General features: G+C 73.1%; 12 protein-coding genes. 4 read left to right on the top strand and 8 right to left on the bottom strand.

Annotated features, from left to right (window positions below; translation table 11 throughout):
- The first annotated feature begins 1 nt into the window (after nucleotide 1).
- Nucleotides 2–2,368 carry a hypothetical protein gene (locus ACSC1Q_RS02150; RefSeq protein WP_436756917.1) on the top strand — a complete coding sequence of 789 codons (2,367 nt, stop codon included), beginning with the start codon at nucleotides 2–4 and terminating at the stop codon, nucleotides 2,366–2,368.
- 246 nt (nucleotides 2,369–2,614) lie between these two features.
- Here the strand turns inward: ACSC1Q_RS02150 and ileS are convergent, their stop codons facing one another.
- On the bottom strand, nucleotides 2,615–5,773 hold the full coding sequence (gene ileS / locus ACSC1Q_RS02145; protein ID WP_436756916.1) for an isoleucine--tRNA ligase: 3,159 nt from the start codon (nucleotides 5,771–5,773) through the stop codon (nucleotides 2,615–2,617).
- A gap of 481 nt (nucleotides 5,774–6,254) precedes the next feature.
- On the opposite strand from ileS, the gene ACSC1Q_RS02140 reads away from it, so the two are divergent.
- Genes ACSC1Q_RS02140 through ACSC1Q_RS02130 form a run of 3 tightly spaced genes read left to right on the top strand, consistent with a single transcriptional unit; the run spans nucleotide 6,255 to nucleotide 8,225 of the window.
- Nucleotides 6,255–6,674, top strand: a complete 420-nt coding sequence (locus ACSC1Q_RS02140) for a TraR/DksA family transcriptional regulator (RefSeq protein ID WP_436756915.1) — start codon at nucleotides 6,255–6,257, stop codon at nucleotides 6,672–6,674.
- Nucleotides 6,638–7,303, top strand: coding sequence for a signal peptidase II (locus ACSC1Q_RS02135; protein ID WP_436756914.1), 666 nt, complete (start codon nucleotides 6,638–6,640; stop codon nucleotides 7,301–7,303). Before ACSC1Q_RS02140 ends, ACSC1Q_RS02135 begins: the two co-directional genes overlap by 37 nt.
- Nucleotides 7,296–8,225, top strand: a complete 930-nt coding sequence (locus ACSC1Q_RS02130; RefSeq protein WP_350967116.1) for an RluA family pseudouridine synthase — start codon at nucleotides 7,296–7,298, stop codon at nucleotides 8,223–8,225. Before ACSC1Q_RS02135 ends, ACSC1Q_RS02130 begins: the two co-directional genes overlap by 8 nt.
- A 123-nt stretch (nucleotides 8,226–8,348) precedes the next feature.
- On the opposite strand, the gene ACSC1Q_RS02125 is transcribed toward ACSC1Q_RS02130, so the two are convergent.
- From ACSC1Q_RS02125 to ACSC1Q_RS02095, 7 genes are all read right to left on the bottom strand, one after another.
- Complete coding sequence (locus ACSC1Q_RS02125) at nucleotides 8,349–9,995, bottom strand: serine/threonine-protein kinase (RefSeq protein WP_436756913.1); 1,647 nt, start codon at nucleotides 9,993–9,995, stop codon at nucleotides 8,349–8,351.
- A gap of 43 nt (nucleotides 9,996–10,038) precedes the next feature.
- Nucleotides 10,039–11,415, bottom strand: a complete 1,377-nt coding sequence (locus ACSC1Q_RS02120; RefSeq protein ID WP_436756912.1) for an acetyl-CoA carboxylase biotin carboxylase subunit — start codon at nucleotides 11,413–11,415, stop codon at nucleotides 10,039–10,041.
- A complete protein-coding gene (locus ACSC1Q_RS02115; protein WP_436756911.1) occupies nucleotides 11,412–12,011 on the bottom strand; it encodes an acetyl-CoA carboxylase biotin carboxyl carrier protein in 600 nt (199 codons plus the stop codon). The genes ACSC1Q_RS02120 and ACSC1Q_RS02115 overlap by 4 nt, the downstream gene beginning before the upstream one ends.
- Before the next feature lie 58 nt (nucleotides 12,012–12,069).
- Nucleotides 12,070–13,845, bottom strand: coding sequence for an acetyl-CoA carboxylase carboxyltransferase subunit alpha (locus tag ACSC1Q_RS02110; protein ID WP_436756910.1), 1,776 nt, complete (start codon nucleotides 13,843–13,845; stop codon nucleotides 12,070–12,072).
- Nucleotides 13,842–14,180 carry a TcmI family type II polyketide cyclase gene (locus ACSC1Q_RS02105; protein ID WP_436756909.1) on the bottom strand — a complete coding sequence of 113 codons (339 nt, stop codon included), beginning with the start codon at nucleotides 14,178–14,180 and terminating at the stop codon, nucleotides 13,842–13,844. The genes ACSC1Q_RS02110 and ACSC1Q_RS02105 overlap by 4 nt, the downstream gene beginning before the upstream one ends.
- A 157-nt stretch (nucleotides 14,181–14,337) precedes the next feature.
- Nucleotides 14,338–15,012 carry a response regulator gene (locus tag ACSC1Q_RS02100; RefSeq protein ID WP_436756908.1) on the bottom strand — a complete coding sequence of 225 codons (675 nt, stop codon included), beginning with the start codon at nucleotides 15,010–15,012 and terminating at the stop codon, nucleotides 14,338–14,340.
- Entirely contained in the window at nucleotides 14,991–15,848 is an 858-nt protein-coding gene (locus ACSC1Q_RS02095) for a sensor histidine kinase (RefSeq protein WP_436756907.1), read from the bottom strand. Before ACSC1Q_RS02095 ends, ACSC1Q_RS02100 begins: the two co-directional genes overlap by 22 nt.
- Nucleotides 15,849–15,984: the final 136 nt, after the last annotated feature.

The raw sequence follows: 15,984 nt of genomic DNA, 5'->3' as shown, positions 1-15,984 counted from the left end.
TGTGATCCTCATCAGCGCCGGTTTGGTACTCACGGCCATCGTCCTGCTCATCGCGGGGTTCGTGCTGGCCAAGCCGTTTCTGGTCATCTGGTCGATCGCGGTCAGCATGTTGTCCGCAGTCTTCCTGGTGATCGGGGCGTTGCTGCGCCGCCACGAGTTGTTCCCCGGCGGGGACGCCGGGGCCGCTCAGCCCCTTCCTCCGAAGGGACCGATGCCGGCCGGGCCGCTCCCCGCGCCGCACGGCATGACGGCTCAGTCACACGGCATGCCGGTCCAGCCGCACGGTATGCAGGCCCAGATGCCGAACCAGCCCTCCGCGCCACAGCAGATGATGGTGCGGCACGGGATGCAGCAGGTGCCCGCCGCTCCGACCCAGCCGCGACGCGGCCAGGTGGCCGCGCCGGCCACCGCCGCCGCGGCGAGGCGGGGCGCCCTGGACCCCGAGGCGATCGTGCTGGTCATCCCCGGCCGCAAGCGCTACCACGTCGCGGGATGCCGCCAGCTGGCCGGCAGGGATCATGAGGAGCTCACCTACGAGGAGGCTCGGGAGGAGGGCTTCACGCCCTGCACCACGTGCCTGCCCGCGGACCCCGCCTCCGGTGCCTCCGGCACCTTCGGAACCTCTGAGACCTCCGGAACCCAGGCGCGGGAGACCTCGGCCGGGGTACGCACGTCCGAGGCGCCGCCGAACGTCTCCCACGAGTCCGGCTCCCCCGGTGACGCCCGCGAGCCCGGCCCCCAGGAGGCCACCGCCCGCTTCACCGCCCCGTACCGCCCCGCGCGACCCCCCGCGCAGTCCACGGCCCCGTCCGGCGGGCAGCAGTCCCCCGGAGCGCGGCCCGAGTCCCAGCGGTCCGAGTCTCGACAGCCCGAGTCCCAGCGGCCCGACCACCAGCGGTCCGAGTCTCAGAGGCTTGAGTCCCAGCGGCCTGAGTCTCAGCGACCCGGGGCCGAGGCCTCGCAGGCCCGTTTCGAGACTTCGCAGACCAGGGCTGAGTCCCCAGGGTCCCCGACTTCTCCGGCGTCCCCGATCTCTCCTGTCCCTCCGGCCGCCGGACGCGACGCCGCGCCCGCTACCAGGCCGGAAGCCTCCGGGACCGGGCGCGAGAGCACCGCGTCCCGCCAGGAGGCCCGGCGCTCCCCGCAGGAGCAGGAGGCCAGGCGGTCCTCGCAGGAGCCCGTCGTCCCGGTCGCCCGGCCCTACATCCAGTCTCCCGAGCCGCAGGCGCGGCCCCAGGAGCCCACGAGCTCCTCGGCCCGTCCGGCGGAGCAGCCGACCCGCCCGGCCGGGATCCAGCTGCCGAGGATCCCCGAGATCCCGCACGCCGCGTCCGAGGCCACCAGCTGGTTCAGCCGCGACGTGGTCGCGGGGGCCTCCGAGCGGGAGGGCCAGAAGGCCTCCGCCGGATCCTCGGACGACTCCGCCAAGCCCGAGCCCGGAAAGGCCGAGTCCGCGAAGGCAGGGCCGGAGGCAGGCTCCCGGTCCGCCGGGAGCGAGCCCGCCGCCCCAGGCTCCTCCAGGACGCCCTCCACGACCGCCTCCGCGAGCCGGGCCGAGGCGCCTGAGACCGCCCAGCCCGAGACCTCCGAGCCCGAGGCCTCAGTGGCCGCGCCCGCGAAGCCCGGGTCCACCGGACCCGGGCATACCGAGGCCGAGCCCACCAGGCCCACCAGGCTCGCCGGGCCCGCCACGACCGGGCCGGTCGTGAAGACGGAGCCCGCGAAGGCCGAGACCGCCAAGAGCGGGCCGGCCAAGGCGGGTGCCGCCACCGAGCCCGCGAAGCCCGAGCCCGCCGGGGGGAAGGCCCACGCCGAGGCCGCGCCCGCGGGCAAGACCTCCTCCGGGAAAGCGGAAGCGGAAGCCTCCACGAAGGCGGAAACCACGACCGCCGCCGGGCGGGACGCCTCCCCGGAGCCCTCGGGTCCCGGGAGAGAGGCCACCGCCGATGGCGGCGCCCCCGAGCCGGTGGAGCCGGCCGAGACCGCACCCGGGCGCGCCGGGCGGCAGGTAGCGGCCGACTCCACCTCCGCGAAGCCCGAGTCCAAGACCAGCGTGGCCGGGGCACCCACCACCGGCTCCTCCCGCGATGACCGTGACGCCCCCGACGACCGCGGCGCCTCCGAAGACCGTGGCGACGACACCTCGCCCGCCGTCAAGGACCGGCCGCGTCCCGCGTCCCAGGAGCGGGATGCGGACGGCGAGACGGTCACGGTCATCGAGGGCACCCGCCGCTTCCACGACTCCGACTGCCCGCTCGTCAAGGGCGCCAGCGTGGGTGGCAGCGGCATCGAGACCACGTCCCGGGCCGAGGCCGAGAAGGCCGGTCTGAGCAACTGCCCGATCTGCCGGCTCGACCGCCGGACGTGAGCCGGCCGGGCATCGAGCCGGTCACATTCGAGCCGTTGAGCCGTTCGCGTATCGGCCCGTCAACGTCGTGAACAAGAAGTCGTGAATCAGGACGGCCGGGGTCCCGGGGATGTCACCTCCGGGACCCCGGCCGTGTCCGATCTCGCAGCCTTCTCAGCCTTCCCAGGATTCCCAGCCTTTCCAGGATTCCCCGGCCGCTTCGAACGGGTCTGACCGGTCTCGACGGCCGGACCCGTTCGGACCAGGTCAGACCGTCGTCGTCGCGCGGCGGAGCTGGAAGGTCAGGCCCAGCTCGGCGTCGCTGTGGGCGGGGAGGTCGTCGGCGCCGCCCTCGGTGAGGGAGACGGCGAGGACCTCGTCGGCCACCGACCGACCCTGGGTCCGCAGGGCCTCGGCCAGGTCGGCGTCGCCGGTGGACCACCACACGTCGATCCGGTCGGTGATCGACAGGCCGGTGGACTTGCGGGTGTCCTGGAGCAGGCGGATGACGTCGCGGATCAGGCCCGAGCGGCGCAGCTCGTCGGTGATGGTCAGGTCGAGGGCGATCGTCTCACCGGCTCCGGCCTCCACCGCCCAGCCGGACCTGGGCTGTTCGGTGACGATCACGTCGTCGGCGCCGAGCTCCACGGTGCCCAGCTCTCCCGCCTCCACCGGGACCGGCGAGCCGGTACGGAGCGCGCGGGCGAGCTCGGCGGGGTCGGCGGCGGTGACCGCCGAGGCGACCAGCTTGGTCCGCGAGCCGAACCGCTTGCCCAGCGCCCGGAAGTTCGGCTTCACGGTGAAGGACACCAGGTCGGCCCCGATCCCGGACAGGTCCTCCAGGTCCTTCACGTTGAGCTCGTCGGCGATGAGCTCGCGCAGCTCAGGGGAGAGCGCGGCCCAGCCGGGGGCGCCGACCAGGGCGCGGCCGAGCGGCTGGCGGGTCTTGACCCCGCTGGAGGCGCGGGCCGAGCGGCCCAGCTCCACCAGGCGGCGGACCAGCGCCATCCGCTCGGACAGCTCCGTGTCCAGCAGCTCGCCGTTGACCTCGGGCCAGCCGGCCAGGTGGACCGAGGAGGGGGCGCTCGTGTCGCGGAGCACGTCCCAGACGTAGTCGGTGGTGAACGGCACCACCGGCGCCATCAGCCGGGTGACGGTCTCCAGGCACTCGTACAGCGTGGCGAACGCGGCGGGGTCGCCGGTCCAGAAGCGGCGCCGGGAGCGGCGCACGTACCAGTTGGAGAGGTCGTCGAGGAACTCGGCGAGGCGCCGTCCGACGCGGGCGGTGTCGAAGACGTCCAGCGACGCGGTGACCTCGGCCACGGTCCGGTGCAGCTCGGCGAGGGCCCAGCGGTCGATCAGCGGGCGCTCGTCGTACGCGGGCGCCTCGGCGAGCCTGGACGGCGACCAGGACTCGGTGTTGGCGTACAGGGTGAAGAACGACGTGGTGTTCCAGTAGGTGAGCAGGACCTTGCGGACGATCTCCTCAAGGGCGCCGTGTCCCACCCTGCGGGCCGCCCACGGCGAGCCGGAGCAGGCCATGTACCAGCGCAGCGCGTCGGCGCCGTGCTGGTCCATCAGCGGCATCGGCTTGAGCACGTTGCCCAGGTGCTTGCTCATCTTGCGGCCGTCCTCGGCGAGGATGAGGCCGAGGCAGAGCACGTTCTCGTACGAGGACCTGCCGAAGACGAGCGTGCCGACCGCCATGAGCGAGTAGAACCAGCCGCGGGTCTGGTCGGTGGCCTCGCAGATGAACTGCGCGGGGTAGGCCTTCTCCAGCATCTCCTCGTTCAGGTACGGGGCACCCCACTGGGCGAACGGCATCGAGCCGGAGTCGTACCAGGCGTCGATCACGTCGGGCACCCGGCGCGCCTCGTTACCGCAGGTGGGGCAGGGCAGCGTGACGTCGTCCACGTAGGGGCGGTGCGGGTCGAGCGCGGAGACGTCCCGGCCGGACAGGCGGCCCAGCTCGTCCAGCGAGCCGACGCAGGTGACGTGCGACTCGTCGGCCGTGCAGACCCACAGGGGCAGCGGGGTGCCCCAGTAACGCGAGCGCGACAGCGACCAGTCGACGTTGTTGCGCAGCCACTCGCCGAACCGGCCCCACTTGATCGTCTCGGGGTACCAGCTGGTCTTCTCGTTCTCGGCGAGGAGCTGGTCCTTGATCGCGGTGGTGCGGATGTACCAGGCGGGGAGGGCGTAGTAGAGCAGCGCGGTGTGGCAGCGCCAGCAGTGCGGGTAGCTGTGCTCGAAGTGGGCGCCCCGGTAGAGCAGGCCGCGCTCGCGCAGGTCGGCCGTGAGCCCCTCGTCGGCGTCCTTGAAGAACTCGCCGCCGACCTGGGGCACGCTGTCGAGGAACCGGCCGTCGGGGCCGATCGGGTTGACCACGGGCAGCCCGTAGCGCTTGCAGGTCGTCATGTCGTCGGCGCCGAAGGCGGGCGCCTGGTGGACCAGGCCGGTGCCGTCCTCGGTGGTGACGTAGTAGCCGAGCACCACGTAGTGCGCGCCGGGGATGTCGACCAGCTCGAACGGCCGCGTGTAGGTGGTGTGTTCCAGGTCGGCGCCCTGGAAGGCGGCGAGCACCTCGGCGCCCTCGCCCAGCGCGGCGGCCAGCAGCGGCTCGGCCACCACGAGGACCTCGTCGGACCCGGCGGGGCGGGCCGCGACGTAGGTCACGTCGGGGTGCACGGCCACGGCGGTGTTGGAGACCAGGGTCCACGGCGTGGTGGTCCAGATCAGCAGCGAGGCGCCGAGGTCGGCGAGCGGCCCCGAGGTCGCGGGCATGCGGACGTAGACCGACGGGCTGGTGACGGTCTCGTAGCCGCCCGGCTGGCCCAGCTCGTGGTCGGACAGGCCGGTGCCGCAGCGGGGGCAGTACGGGGTGATGCGGAAGTCGCGGGTGAGCAGGTCCTTGTCGAAGATGACCTTGAGCGACCACCAGACGGACTCGACGTAGGCCGGGTCCATCGTGCGGTAGGCCTGGGACAGGTCGATCCAGTACCCCATCCGCTCGGTCATCTCCTCGAAGGCGTCCACGTGCTTCAGCACGGACTCGCGGCACCGGTCGTTGAACTCGGCGATGCCGTACGCCTCGATCTCCTTCTTGCCGGAGAGCCCGAGTTCCTTCTCGACGGCGACCTCGACGGGCAGCCCGTGGCAGTCCCAGCCCGCCTTGCGGGGCACGTTGAAGCCGCGCATCGACTTGTAGCGGGGGAAGAGGTCCTTGAAGACGCGGGCCTCGACGTGGTGGACGCCGGGCATGCCGTTGGCGGTGGGCGGGCCCTCGTAGAAGACCCAGTTGGGGCCGCCGGAGTTCTGCTCGACCGAGCGCTCGAAGATCTTGCCGTCCCGCCAGCGGTCGAGAACCTCGTGCTCAAGCGCGGGAAGATCGACCTGCGCCGGGAGAGAACGGAAATAGGCGGACATGATGGGCTGGACCTCCACGCTGGAACGGCTGTGGCGTGGAGGGACGAGGCCGTTCGGGCCCCGCGGTACCACCCTCCTTGACCTTCGCGGGAACGCGGAAGGCCCTCTTCCTTCGGTCTGCTGCCGGGTCTACTGGGCCGCCGCGGGCCTCCGGGAGGGTCGCGCGGCCGTTCTTCCGGCGGCTCCGGGGTGATCGTGCCTTCGCGCCTCGCCCCGGGCTCGCACCGTCCCCGGGTCGCTCGTGCGAGGTGATGCGGAGGTTGCTGTCCCCATCGACGCCTTGCAGGCTCACACGATAACGTACCCGCCCCCCGGAAGCTTCCCCGTATTGAGGTTCGCTGGGCGGAATCAGGGGGAAGCGACCGGATGTTACGGGAGTGGTAAAGATTGCGGCGGGTCGTTTGCCGTTCTGTTATGGGAGACCTAAGCTGCCCGCACCGTTTACCACATTGGAGACGGTCCATCGAGCAAGGAGGCCGCCATGGCCGCGACCGTGCGCGCAGACAACAGCGCGGTGGCGCCGTCCCAGGACGGCGCCGTCGTCACCTGGTCGGCCGAGGAGCTCAGGGAGGTCCGGGGGAAGCTGGCCGCGGAGATCCACGAGCTCACCGCGGAGATCGCCAAGGCCGAGACGGAGATCGCGTCCAGCGACGTCACCGACGGTGCGGGAGACGATCAGGCCGACGCCGGAGCCCGGACGTATGAACGCGAGCGCGAAATCGCCCTTACCCTGAACTCGCGCGACCTGGTCGCGCAGAACGAGCGAGCGATCGCCCGGATCGACGCGGGGACCTACGGAGTGTGCGAATCGTGCCATCAGCCGATCGGAAAGGAGCGCCTGCAGGCGTTTCCGAGGGCGACGCTGTGCGTGGCCTGCAAGCAGCGGGAGGAGCGCCGCTGACCGGCGACATCGAGGAGGGGGCGGCCCCGGCCGCCCCGCTCCCGAAGCGGCGGCGGATCGCCGTGCTCGCGACGATCGTCCCCATCGTCTACGCCCTCGACCTCGCCACGAAGACCCTCGTGCTGAGGACCCTGGAGGGCAGGGAGCCGCTCGTGGTCATCCCGGACCTCCTCCAGTTCCGGGTGATCTTCAACTCGGGGGCCGCCTTCAGCCTCGGCACCGGGATGACGATCGTCTTCACCTGTGTCGCGGCCGCCGTCGTGGTGGCGATCCTGCGCACCGCGCGCAACCTGCGCAGCCTGCCCTGGGCGATCACGCTGAGCCTGCTGCTCGGCGGCGCGCTCGGCAACCTCACCGACCGGATCTTCCGCTGGCCCTCGGGCTTCGGCCCCGGCAGGCCCTCGCCGCTCCAGGGGCACGTGGTCGACTTCATCGAGACCTTCCCCGGCCACTTCCCGGTCTGGAACATCGCCGACTCGTCGATCGTCTGCGGCGGCGTCCTCGCCGTCATCCTCGCCTGGCGGGGCTACCAGATCGACGGCACGCGCGACACGGGAGCCGCGAAGTCCACGCGGGACACGCAGGACACCAAGACCACGCAGGACACGAAGGAGAACAGCGATGGCTGACCGGCGAAGCCTCCCCGTCCCCGACGGGCTGGAGGGCGAGCGCCTCGACGCCGCCCTGTCACGCCTGTTCGGCCTCTCCCGCACGCGAGCGGCCGAGCTGATCGTCGCCGGCGACGTGCTGGTCGACGGCTCGACCGCGATCAAGTCCGACCGGGTCCACGGCGGCGCGTGGCTGGAGGTCACCCTCCCGCCGCCGCCCACCACGCCGATGCCGGTGGCCGAGCCGGTGCCGGGCATGCACATCGTGTACGAGGACGACGACATCGTCGTCGTCAACAAGCCCATCGGCGTGGCCGCCCACCCGACCACCGGCTGGACCGGGCCCACCGTGATCGGCGGCCTGCTGGGCACCGGCCACCGGGTGGCCACCAGCGGCGCGGCCGAGCGCCAGGGCATCGTGCACCGGCTGGACGCCAACACCACCGGCGCGATGGTCGTCGCCAAGAGCGAGCACGCGTACTCCCACCTGAAGCGGGCCTTCAAGGAGCGCACGGTCGACAAGCGCTACCACGCGCTGGTCCAGGGTCACCCCGACCCGCACCGCGGCACCGTGGACGCGCCGATCGACCGCCACCCCGTCGGGGACGGCCGCTGGGCGGTCGTGGCCGGGGGCAAGGACTCGGTCACCCACTACGACACGATCGAGGCGTTCCGCGCGGCGTCGCTGCTGGACATCAAGCTGGAGACGGGCCGCACCCACCAGATCCGGGTCCACATGTCGGCGCTGCGCCACCCGTGCGTCGGCGACATGCTGTACGGGGCCGACCCCACCCTGGCCGCGCGCCTGGGAGTGAGCCGACAGTGGCTGCACGCGGTCTCGCTGGCCTTCGAGCACCCCTCCACCGGCGAGTGGGTCTCCTTCGGCACCGCCTACCCCGACGACCTGGCCCGCGCCCTGGAGATCGTCGCCGCCGAGTCCTAGCGCGGCCCGCCGCTCACCCGGGTCGGCCGGGTGGTCCTGTCAGGCTTTCCCGGCTCCGCCGCCGGGCATCCCCTCGTCGTGGCCGGTCCAGCAGGTCCGGCAGGTCCAGCAGGTTCAGTCGGTTTAGCCGGCCCGCACTGTCTCCGCCCCGGCTTCCGCTCCGGCCCTCGCCGCAGTGCCCTCGCCGCCCTCGCCGCCCCCGGCGCCTCCGGCGTTCGCGTCGAGCGCGGCCGTCCCGGCGCCCGGATCGACCTGGTCGGGCGAGTCGCCCTGCTGCCCCTCACCCGGCGCGTTGTCCTGGCCGGAGCCCTCGTCGCCCCCGGAACCCCCGCCGCCGTCACCCTGCTCCTCGTCCGGTGCCTGGTCGGCGGGGTCCTGCTCCGGCTCCTCAGGCTCCTGCGACGGTGCGCCCGTCGGCCTGGACGAGGGCCTGCCCGTGGGCCTGTCCCGCGGGGCCTCGCCGTTGCCCGACCTCTCCGGCGCCGGGCGCTCCGGGGTCCCGCCGTCGCCGCCGCGCGTGGGGTCGTTCCGCGCCGGTACCTTCGCCTGCTCGGGGTCGCCGGAGGGCTTCTCCTCGGGCGCCACGCTCGACGAGGTCGGCGGGTCCTTGGGGCCCTGGGACGGGGAGTTGGCGGCGACCCACGCCAGCCCTCCCGCGGTCACGGCGACGGCGAGCGCCGCCGCGACCAGGGCGGCCATCGCCGGGCGCCGCCGCCTCGGGGAGGCGAAATCCGGGTCCTGCCCGGGTTCGGGACCGGACCAGGTCGACGCGGGCGGCACAGGCGGCACGGGCGGCACGGGCCCGGCCGGGGTGGTGGGAGCGCCCTCGGAGATCCCGGCGGCCACGGGGATCACCGGGGACGGCCCGGTCGACCACCCGCCCCGCGCCTGGGCCGGCTGCTCGACGGGCAGCTCCGCGGGCATCTCGATGGGCATGGTCGGCTGCGGCGCGGTCCCGTTCACCAGCGAGGTCAGCTGGATCTGCACCTCGCGGGCGGACATGCGCCGCGCGGGATCCTTGTGCAGCAGGCCGTAGATCACCGGGGCGAGCGGCCCCGCGAACCGCATCGGCGACGGCTCCTGGTGCATGACGGCGCTGAGCGTCGCCAGCGGGTGGGCCCGCTCGAAGGGGGAGCGGCCCTCGACGGCCACGTGGAGCGTCACGCCGAGCGACCACAGGTCGGAGGCGAACTCGGCCGGCCCGCCGCTCGCCCGCTCCGGCGCGATGAACGCCGGGGTGCCGATGAGCGAACCGGTCCTGGTGATCGACGAGTCGCCCTCCAGGACGGCGATGCCGAAGTCGGTGAGCACGGCCCGCCCGTCCGCGGCGATCAGCACGTTGTCCGGCTTCACGTCGCGGTGCAGGACGCCCGCGTGGTGGGCGGCGAGCAGCGCGCCCAGCACCTCCAGCCCGATCCGCGCCACCCGCATCGGCGGCAGCGGCCCGTCCTCCCTGATCACCGCCCCGAGCGTGCGGGAGTCGACCAGCTGCATGACGATCCAGGGACGCCCGTACTCCTCGATCACGTCGTAGACCGTCGCCACCCCCGGGTGGCCGATCCGGCCGGCGGCACGGGCCTCCCTGAGGGTCCGTACGGTGAAGACCTCGCGTTCGGGCTCGGTGAGGTCGGGGGAGGGGATGACCTCCTTGACCGCGACCTCGCGGCCCAGCACCTCGTCGCGGGCTCTCCAGACCGTTCCCATGCCTCCTCGGCCGATGCGTTCGAGCAGGCGGTAGCGGGCTCCGATGATCCCCTGAGAATCGGTCATGTGGTGGCGAGTACCCCGGATTTACGCTGGCATTCAGAAAAGTTTACGCAGACCAGCGTATATGTCCCCGCTCGCTCATGAACGCGTCCACGAATCCGGTACTGTGCTCACCGGCCGCGAACCGGGGGTGTGCGAGCAGCTCGCGCAGCAGCGGGATGGTGGTGGCCACCCCGGGACCCTCCACCGCGAACTCGGCGAGCGCGCGATCGGCCCTGGCGACGGCCTCCCGCCGGGTGGGCGCCCAGACGACCAGTTTCGCGATCAACGAGTCGTAGTCCGGCGGTATCGCGTCGCCCTGGGCGAACCCGGAGTCGACCCGCACCCCGGGCCCGCCGGGCGGCCGGAAGACCGTCAGGCGGCCGGGGGCGGGCCGGAACCCCGCCGAGGGATCCTCGGCGTTCACCCGGCACTCGATGGCCGCGCCGGTGAGGCGGACCTGCTCCTGGGTGAAGGACAGGCGCTCGCCCGCGGCCACCCGGATCTGCTCCCTGACCAGGTCGACGCCGGTGAGCATCTCGGTGACCGGGTGCTCGACCTGGATGCGGGCGTTGATCTCCATGAAGGTCGCCTCCCCGCCCGGGGCGACCAGGAACTCCATCGTCCCCGCGCCGGTGTAGCCGACGTGCCGCGCCCCGGCCACCGCGTACTCGCCGAGCCGCCCACGCACCTCCTCGGGCAACGCGGGGGAGGGCGCCTCCTCGACGAGCTTCTGGTTGCGCCGCTGCAGCGAGCAGTCGCGCTCTCCCAGGTGTACGACGTTCCCGGCGGAGTCCCCCAGCAGCTGCACCTCCACGTGGCGGGCGACGGGCACGAACCGCTCGATGTAGACGTCGCCGTCGCCGAACATCTGCCGGGCGAACGCGGTGGTGCGCCGGTGGACGTCGCGCAGCTCGGCCCGGTCGCGCGCCACCTCGATGCCTCGCCCGCCGCCGCCCGCCGCGGCCTTCACGATGACCGGGTAGCCGATCTCGGCGCCGATCCGCTCGGCCTCGGCCGCCGAGGGTACGGCGCCGTCGCTGCCGGGCAGGACGGGCAGCCCGGCCTCGGCCATCAGGGAGCGCACCCGCGCCTTGTCGCCGACGCACTCCATGACCTCGGGGGAGGGCCCGATGAAGGTGATCCCGTTGTCCGCGCAGATCCTGGCGAAATCGGCGTCCTCCGACAGGAAGCCGTAGCCCGGGTGGATCGCCTCCGCCCCGGTCTGCAGGGCCGCCTCGACGACGGCGGGCACGGACAGGTAGCTGCGCCGGGCCGGGGCCGGGCCGATGTGGACGGCCCGGTCGGCGTAGGCCGTGAACCGGGCGTCACGGTCGGCGGTGGAGTACACGGCGACGGTCTCTATGCCCATCTCGCGGCAGGTCCTGGCCACGCGCAGCGCGATCTCGCCCCGGTTGGCGATGAGTATCCTCGCGAAGCTCATGCGTCGTCCGTCCGCAGCCGTACCAGGACCTGCCCGTACTCCACCGGCTCGCCGTTCCCCGCGACGACCTCGACGACCTCGCCCGCGTGTCCGGCGACGACCGGGTTCATCAGCTTCATGGCCTCGACGATGCCGATCGTCTGACCGGCGTCCACCTGATCGCCCGGCTGCACGAAGGGCGGGGCCCCCGGCTCTGCGGCGACGTAGAAGGTGCCGACCAGGGGAGAGGTCACCGCGTGCGACGAGGAGTGCTCCCGCGTCGCGCCGAGGGGGCCGGTCTCCGCCGGTCGCGCGTCCTGCCCGGTGGCTCCTGTTTGTCTGGTGGCCGCCCGTTCGACGGCGGCGACGGGCCACGGGGGCGGCGCGGCGGGCTGCGGGAAGGCCCAGGTCACCTCCAGGGCGCACTCGCCCAGGCGCAGGGAGATGGCCGCCACCGGGCCGGGAACGGTCCTGACGAGGTTGCCGACCTCCTCGCGCAGCAGCCGCATCGCCGCGTGAGCGTCCTCCCCGGAGCCGGAGCCGGAACCGGGGCCGGAACCGGGGCTCACGGCGGTCTCGGGGGCCGGTCTCCCGGTCGTCTCCGGGGCTGGTCTCACGGCGGTCTCCGGAGTCGGCCTCCCGGTCGTCTCGGGGGTCGGTTCCTCGGTGGTCCGCTCATCCACCTTCGATCACTCCCAGCCCGCGGAACCTCTCGTGGCGGTGCTTGCGCAGCTCGTCGCCGCTCAGCCCGGACAGTTCGCGCAGCGACTCCAGGACGGCCGCCCCGAGCGCCTCCATCGCCGCCGCCGGATCCTCCTGCGCCCCGCCCGGCGGCTCCGGTACGACCCCGTCGACGACGCCGAGCCGCAGCAGTTCCGGCGCGGTGATCCGCAGGGACTCGGCCAGCTCGGGGGCGTGCGAGGGGTCGCCGTACAGGATCGTCGAGCAGCTCTCCGGGCTGATCACCGAGTAGACGGCGTGGCGCAGCATCAGCACCCGGTTGGCCACCGCGAGGGCGAGCGCCCCGCCGCTGCCGCCCTCGCCGACCACGGTCGCGACCACCGGGACCGACAGCTCCGACATGCCGGCGATGCACTCCGCGATCGCCCACGACTGGCCGCGCTCCTCGGCCCCGACGCCCGGGGCGGCGCCCTGGGTGTCGACGAGGGTCACCACCGGCAGGCCGAGCCGGTCGGCGAGCCCCATCAGCCGCAGCGCCTTGCGGTACCCCTCGGGGTGGGCGAGGCCGAAGTTCCTGGCGACCAGCTCCCTGGTGTCGTGGCCCTTCTGGTGGCCGATGACCATCACGGGCGTCCCGTCGATCAGGCCGGTGCCGCCGACGATCGCCGGATCGTCGCCGTGCGTGCGGTCCCCGTGGAGCTCCACGAAGTCCGAGCACAGGTGCCAGATGTAGTCGAGGGCGGTCGGGCGCCGGGTGTCGCGGGCCAGCCGCACGGTCTCCTGGGCGGTCGGCGCGCCGGACAGCTCGCCCGGATCGCGGATCACCGCCGAGGGCCCGCCTGGCGGCCCCTGGGCGTGTCCGGGAGAAGCGGCCCGGCCGGTCGTGGACAGCAGCCGGGCGAGCAGGGGCCGCAGGCCGTCGCGGGGCTCGACCCGGTCGAGCATGCCGCGCCCGGCGAGATACTCGGCGCTCTGGAATCCCCGGGGGAGCTTCTCCCGGGTCGCCGAGGCGATCACGCGCGGCCCGGCGAAGCCGACGAGCGCGCCGCGCTCGGCGATCAGCACGTCCCCGAGGGTGGCGAACGAGGCGGTGACCCCGCCGAAGGTGGGGTCGGTCAGCACGCAGACACTGAGCACGCCCGCGCGCCGCAGCCGCCGCATCGCCTGGGCGGTCTTGCCCATCTGCATCAGGGACAGGCCGCCCTCCTGCACGCGGGCGCCGCCGGAGGCGACGGCGAGGACGAGCGGGACGCGCTCGTCCAGCGCCCGCTCGCAGGCACGGGTGACGGCCTCGCCGACGGCCGAGCCCATGCTGCCGCCCAGGAAGGAGAAGTCCATGACGGCGACGACCACGCGGTGGCCGCCGACGGTGGCGGTGCCGTGGAGGACGGCGTCGTCCAGGCCGGTGCGCCCCCGTGCCTGGGCCAGGCGCTCGGCGTAGGGCCGGGAGTCGGTGAAGCCCAGCGGATCGACGCCGCGCACCTGCGGGGTGGCGGCGCGGAAGGAGCCGTCGTCCACCAGGGTGCGCAGCCGCTCGACGGCGTTCAGCCGGTGGTGGTGACCGCACTCGGGGCAGACGCGTCGCGTACGGGCCAGGCGGGGGGCGTACACGATGGCGGCGCAGCCGGGGCAGCGCGCCCACGGTACGGGCTCGGCGGCCGGTGCCGGTGCCGGTGCCGCTGCCATGGCCGGTGCGGTGGCCGGCCGGGCCGAGGGTGCTGTGGCCGGTGCGGCGGGTGCGGTGGGTGCGGTGGCGGGTGAGATCGTCACAGGGCGCGCTCCTCGGGGGTCCAGTGGTAGAACCGCCGCGCCATCGCGTCGGCGGGGCCGCGCCAGGTGTCCGGGTCGTACGGCCTGACGTGCGGGTCGAGGTCCGCGCTCAGCCGCAGGAAGTCCTCCCGCTCGCGGGCGAGGGCCATCGTCTCGGCGGCGGATCCCTCGAACTCGACATGGTGGAAATAGAGGTCCCGGTAGAGGAAGAGGTCGCGGCGCCTTACCCCGAGCGCGCGGGGGAGCTCGCCCGCGTCGGACTCGCCGAAGAGGCGGGAGACCTCGCCGGAACCGCCGGGAGCGAGGCGGGCGACGATCAGGATCTGGTCGGGCACGGGCACTCCTCGGTGGCCGGTCGATCGGGTCCGTCCCACCGTAGGAACCCGTCCCGGCCGGTGTCGCCCGCCGCCGGCGTGAACCCGTCACTCCTCCGGGAAGGGGACCGTCTCCTTCCCGGAGGGGAGACGGCCGCCTTCGGGCGCCGGAGTCGGGTCAGCCCCGGGGGGTGGCCGCGACCAGGCCGTTCTCGTACGCGAAGATCACGATCTGCACCCGGTCGCGCACGCCGAGCTTCTGGTAGAGGTGCTGGACGTGTGACTTGATCGTGCTGTCGCCGAGCACGAGCGCGCGTGCGATCTCGTCGTTGCCGTAGCCGCGTACGAGCAGCTGGAACACCTCGCGTTCGCGCTCGGTGAGCTGGTCGAGCACGGCGGTCGGCGCGGCCGAGAGCACCGGGCGCCTGGCGAACTCGTCGATGAGCTTGCGCGTCACCGAGGGCGAGAGCAGGGCGTCGCCCTCGGCGGCCTCGCGCACGGCGTCCACCAGCCGTTCGGTGGGCGTGTGCTTGAGGATGAAGCCGCTCGCCCCGCTGCGCAGCGCCTCGAACACGTGCTCGTCCTGGTCGTAGATGGTCAGGATGACGACCTTCGCGGGATAGTCGGCACCCAGCTTGCAGATCTCCCTGGTGGCGGTGATGCCGTCCATGCGAGGCATGTTGATGTCCATCAGCACGACGTCCGGGCGGAGCGTCTTGACCGACTGCACCGCCTGCACCCCGTGCGGTGCCTCGCCGACCACCACGATGTCCGGTACCCCGTCGAAGACGGCGTGCAGGCCACTGCGGATCAGCGGCTGGTCGTCGGCGATCAGGACGCGGATCTTCCGCATGGCTCGTCCTCTCTGGAGATGGCGGGAGTCACCGGGATGACGGCCCGGGTGACGAACCCGCCCCCGGTCAGCGGTCCTGACTCCAGGTGACCTCCCTGCTCGGCGACGCGTTCCGACAGGCCCCGCAGCCCCGTGCCGCCGCCGCCCCGCCTGCGGGGGAGGGGCATGGCCACCGCCATCCCGCCGGACGAGCGCGTCTCGTTGACCACCGAGACGCTCAGCTTCTCGCCGAAGCAGACCTCCAGGTGGACCGGGCCGGTGTTGTGCTTGAGCGCGTTCGTCAGGGCCTCCTGGGCGACGCGGAACGCCGTCCCGGCGACCTCGGGCGGCACGTGGCGTTCGGCGGCGACGTTGCGCAGCCGTACGGCCAGGTCGGGAAAGGGAAAGCGCCCGGCGAGCTCGGTCAGCCTGGTGGACAGGAGCACGCCGTCGTCGTGGCGCCGCGGCTCCTCCTCCGGGGGGAGGTCACGCCGCCCCCTCGGGGGAGGCGGGTCGTGCCGCAGGTCGGTCAGGGTCCCTCGCAGGTCGGTCAGGGTCGCCTGGACCGTCTCCTCGATGATCTGGGCCACCTGGTGGGCCGTCGCGGGTGACCCGGTCAGCCGCCGGGCCTGGAGGGCGATCACGGTCAGGCCGTGGCCCACCCCGTCGTGCAGGTTGCGGGCGATCCGGCGCCGCTCGCGCAGTGCGGCGGCGTTCTCGCGCCTGGCCAGTATGGACTTGGTGTGCCTGCGGGTGCCGAGTGTGGACGACGTGACGGCCAGAAGCGCCGCTACCGTCGAGCACAGCAGGTCGGTCCAGCTCAGCTCCGAGACGAGATAGCCGAGGAAGGTGCTCATCGAACCCACCCCGTTGGGGTCCGCTGAGATCGGCTACTCGTTAAACATGAGAGGTGCTTGCTTCCTTGGGTTGTTTTGCCCCGTCGTTCCCCCATGAAAGGTGAGCGTAGTCAGAAAAAGTGACTATATCAAGCAA

Source organism: Streptosporangium heterodermiicola, assembly GCF_051390675.1.
Taxonomy (GTDB): domain Bacteria; phylum Actinomycetota; class Actinomycetes; order Streptosporangiales; family Streptosporangiaceae; genus Streptosporangium.
This window is presented reverse-complemented; position numbering and strand designations above follow the sequence as displayed.

Excerpts from the sequence above, each read along its gene's own strand:
- ileS (WP_436756916.1), bottom strand. The coding sequence starts at position 5,773 with ATGTCCGCCTATTTCCGTTCTCTCCCGGCGCAGGTCGATCTTCCCGCG.
- ACSC1Q_RS02140 (WP_436756915.1), top strand. The coding sequence starts at position 6,255 with ATGGCCGCGACCGTGCGCGCAGACAACAGCGCGGTGGCGCCGTCCCAG.
- ACSC1Q_RS02130 (WP_350967116.1), top strand. The coding sequence starts at position 7,296 with ATGGCTGACCGGCGAAGCCTCCCCGTCCCCGACGGGCTGGAGGGCGAG.
- ACSC1Q_RS02125 (WP_436756913.1), bottom strand. The coding sequence starts at position 9,995 with ATGACCGATTCTCAGGGGATCATCGGAGCCCGCTACCGCCTGCTCGAA.
- ACSC1Q_RS02120 (WP_436756912.1), bottom strand. The coding sequence starts at position 11,415 with ATGAGCTTCGCGAGGATACTCATCGCCAACCGGGGCGAGATCGCGCTG.
- ACSC1Q_RS02100 (WP_436756908.1), bottom strand. The coding sequence starts at position 15,012 with ATGCGGAAGATCCGCGTCCTGATCGCCGACGACCAGCCGCTGATCCGC.
- ACSC1Q_RS02095 (WP_436756907.1), bottom strand. The coding sequence starts at position 15,848 with ATGAGCACCTTCCTCGGCTATCTCGTCTCGGAGCTGAGCTGGACCGAC.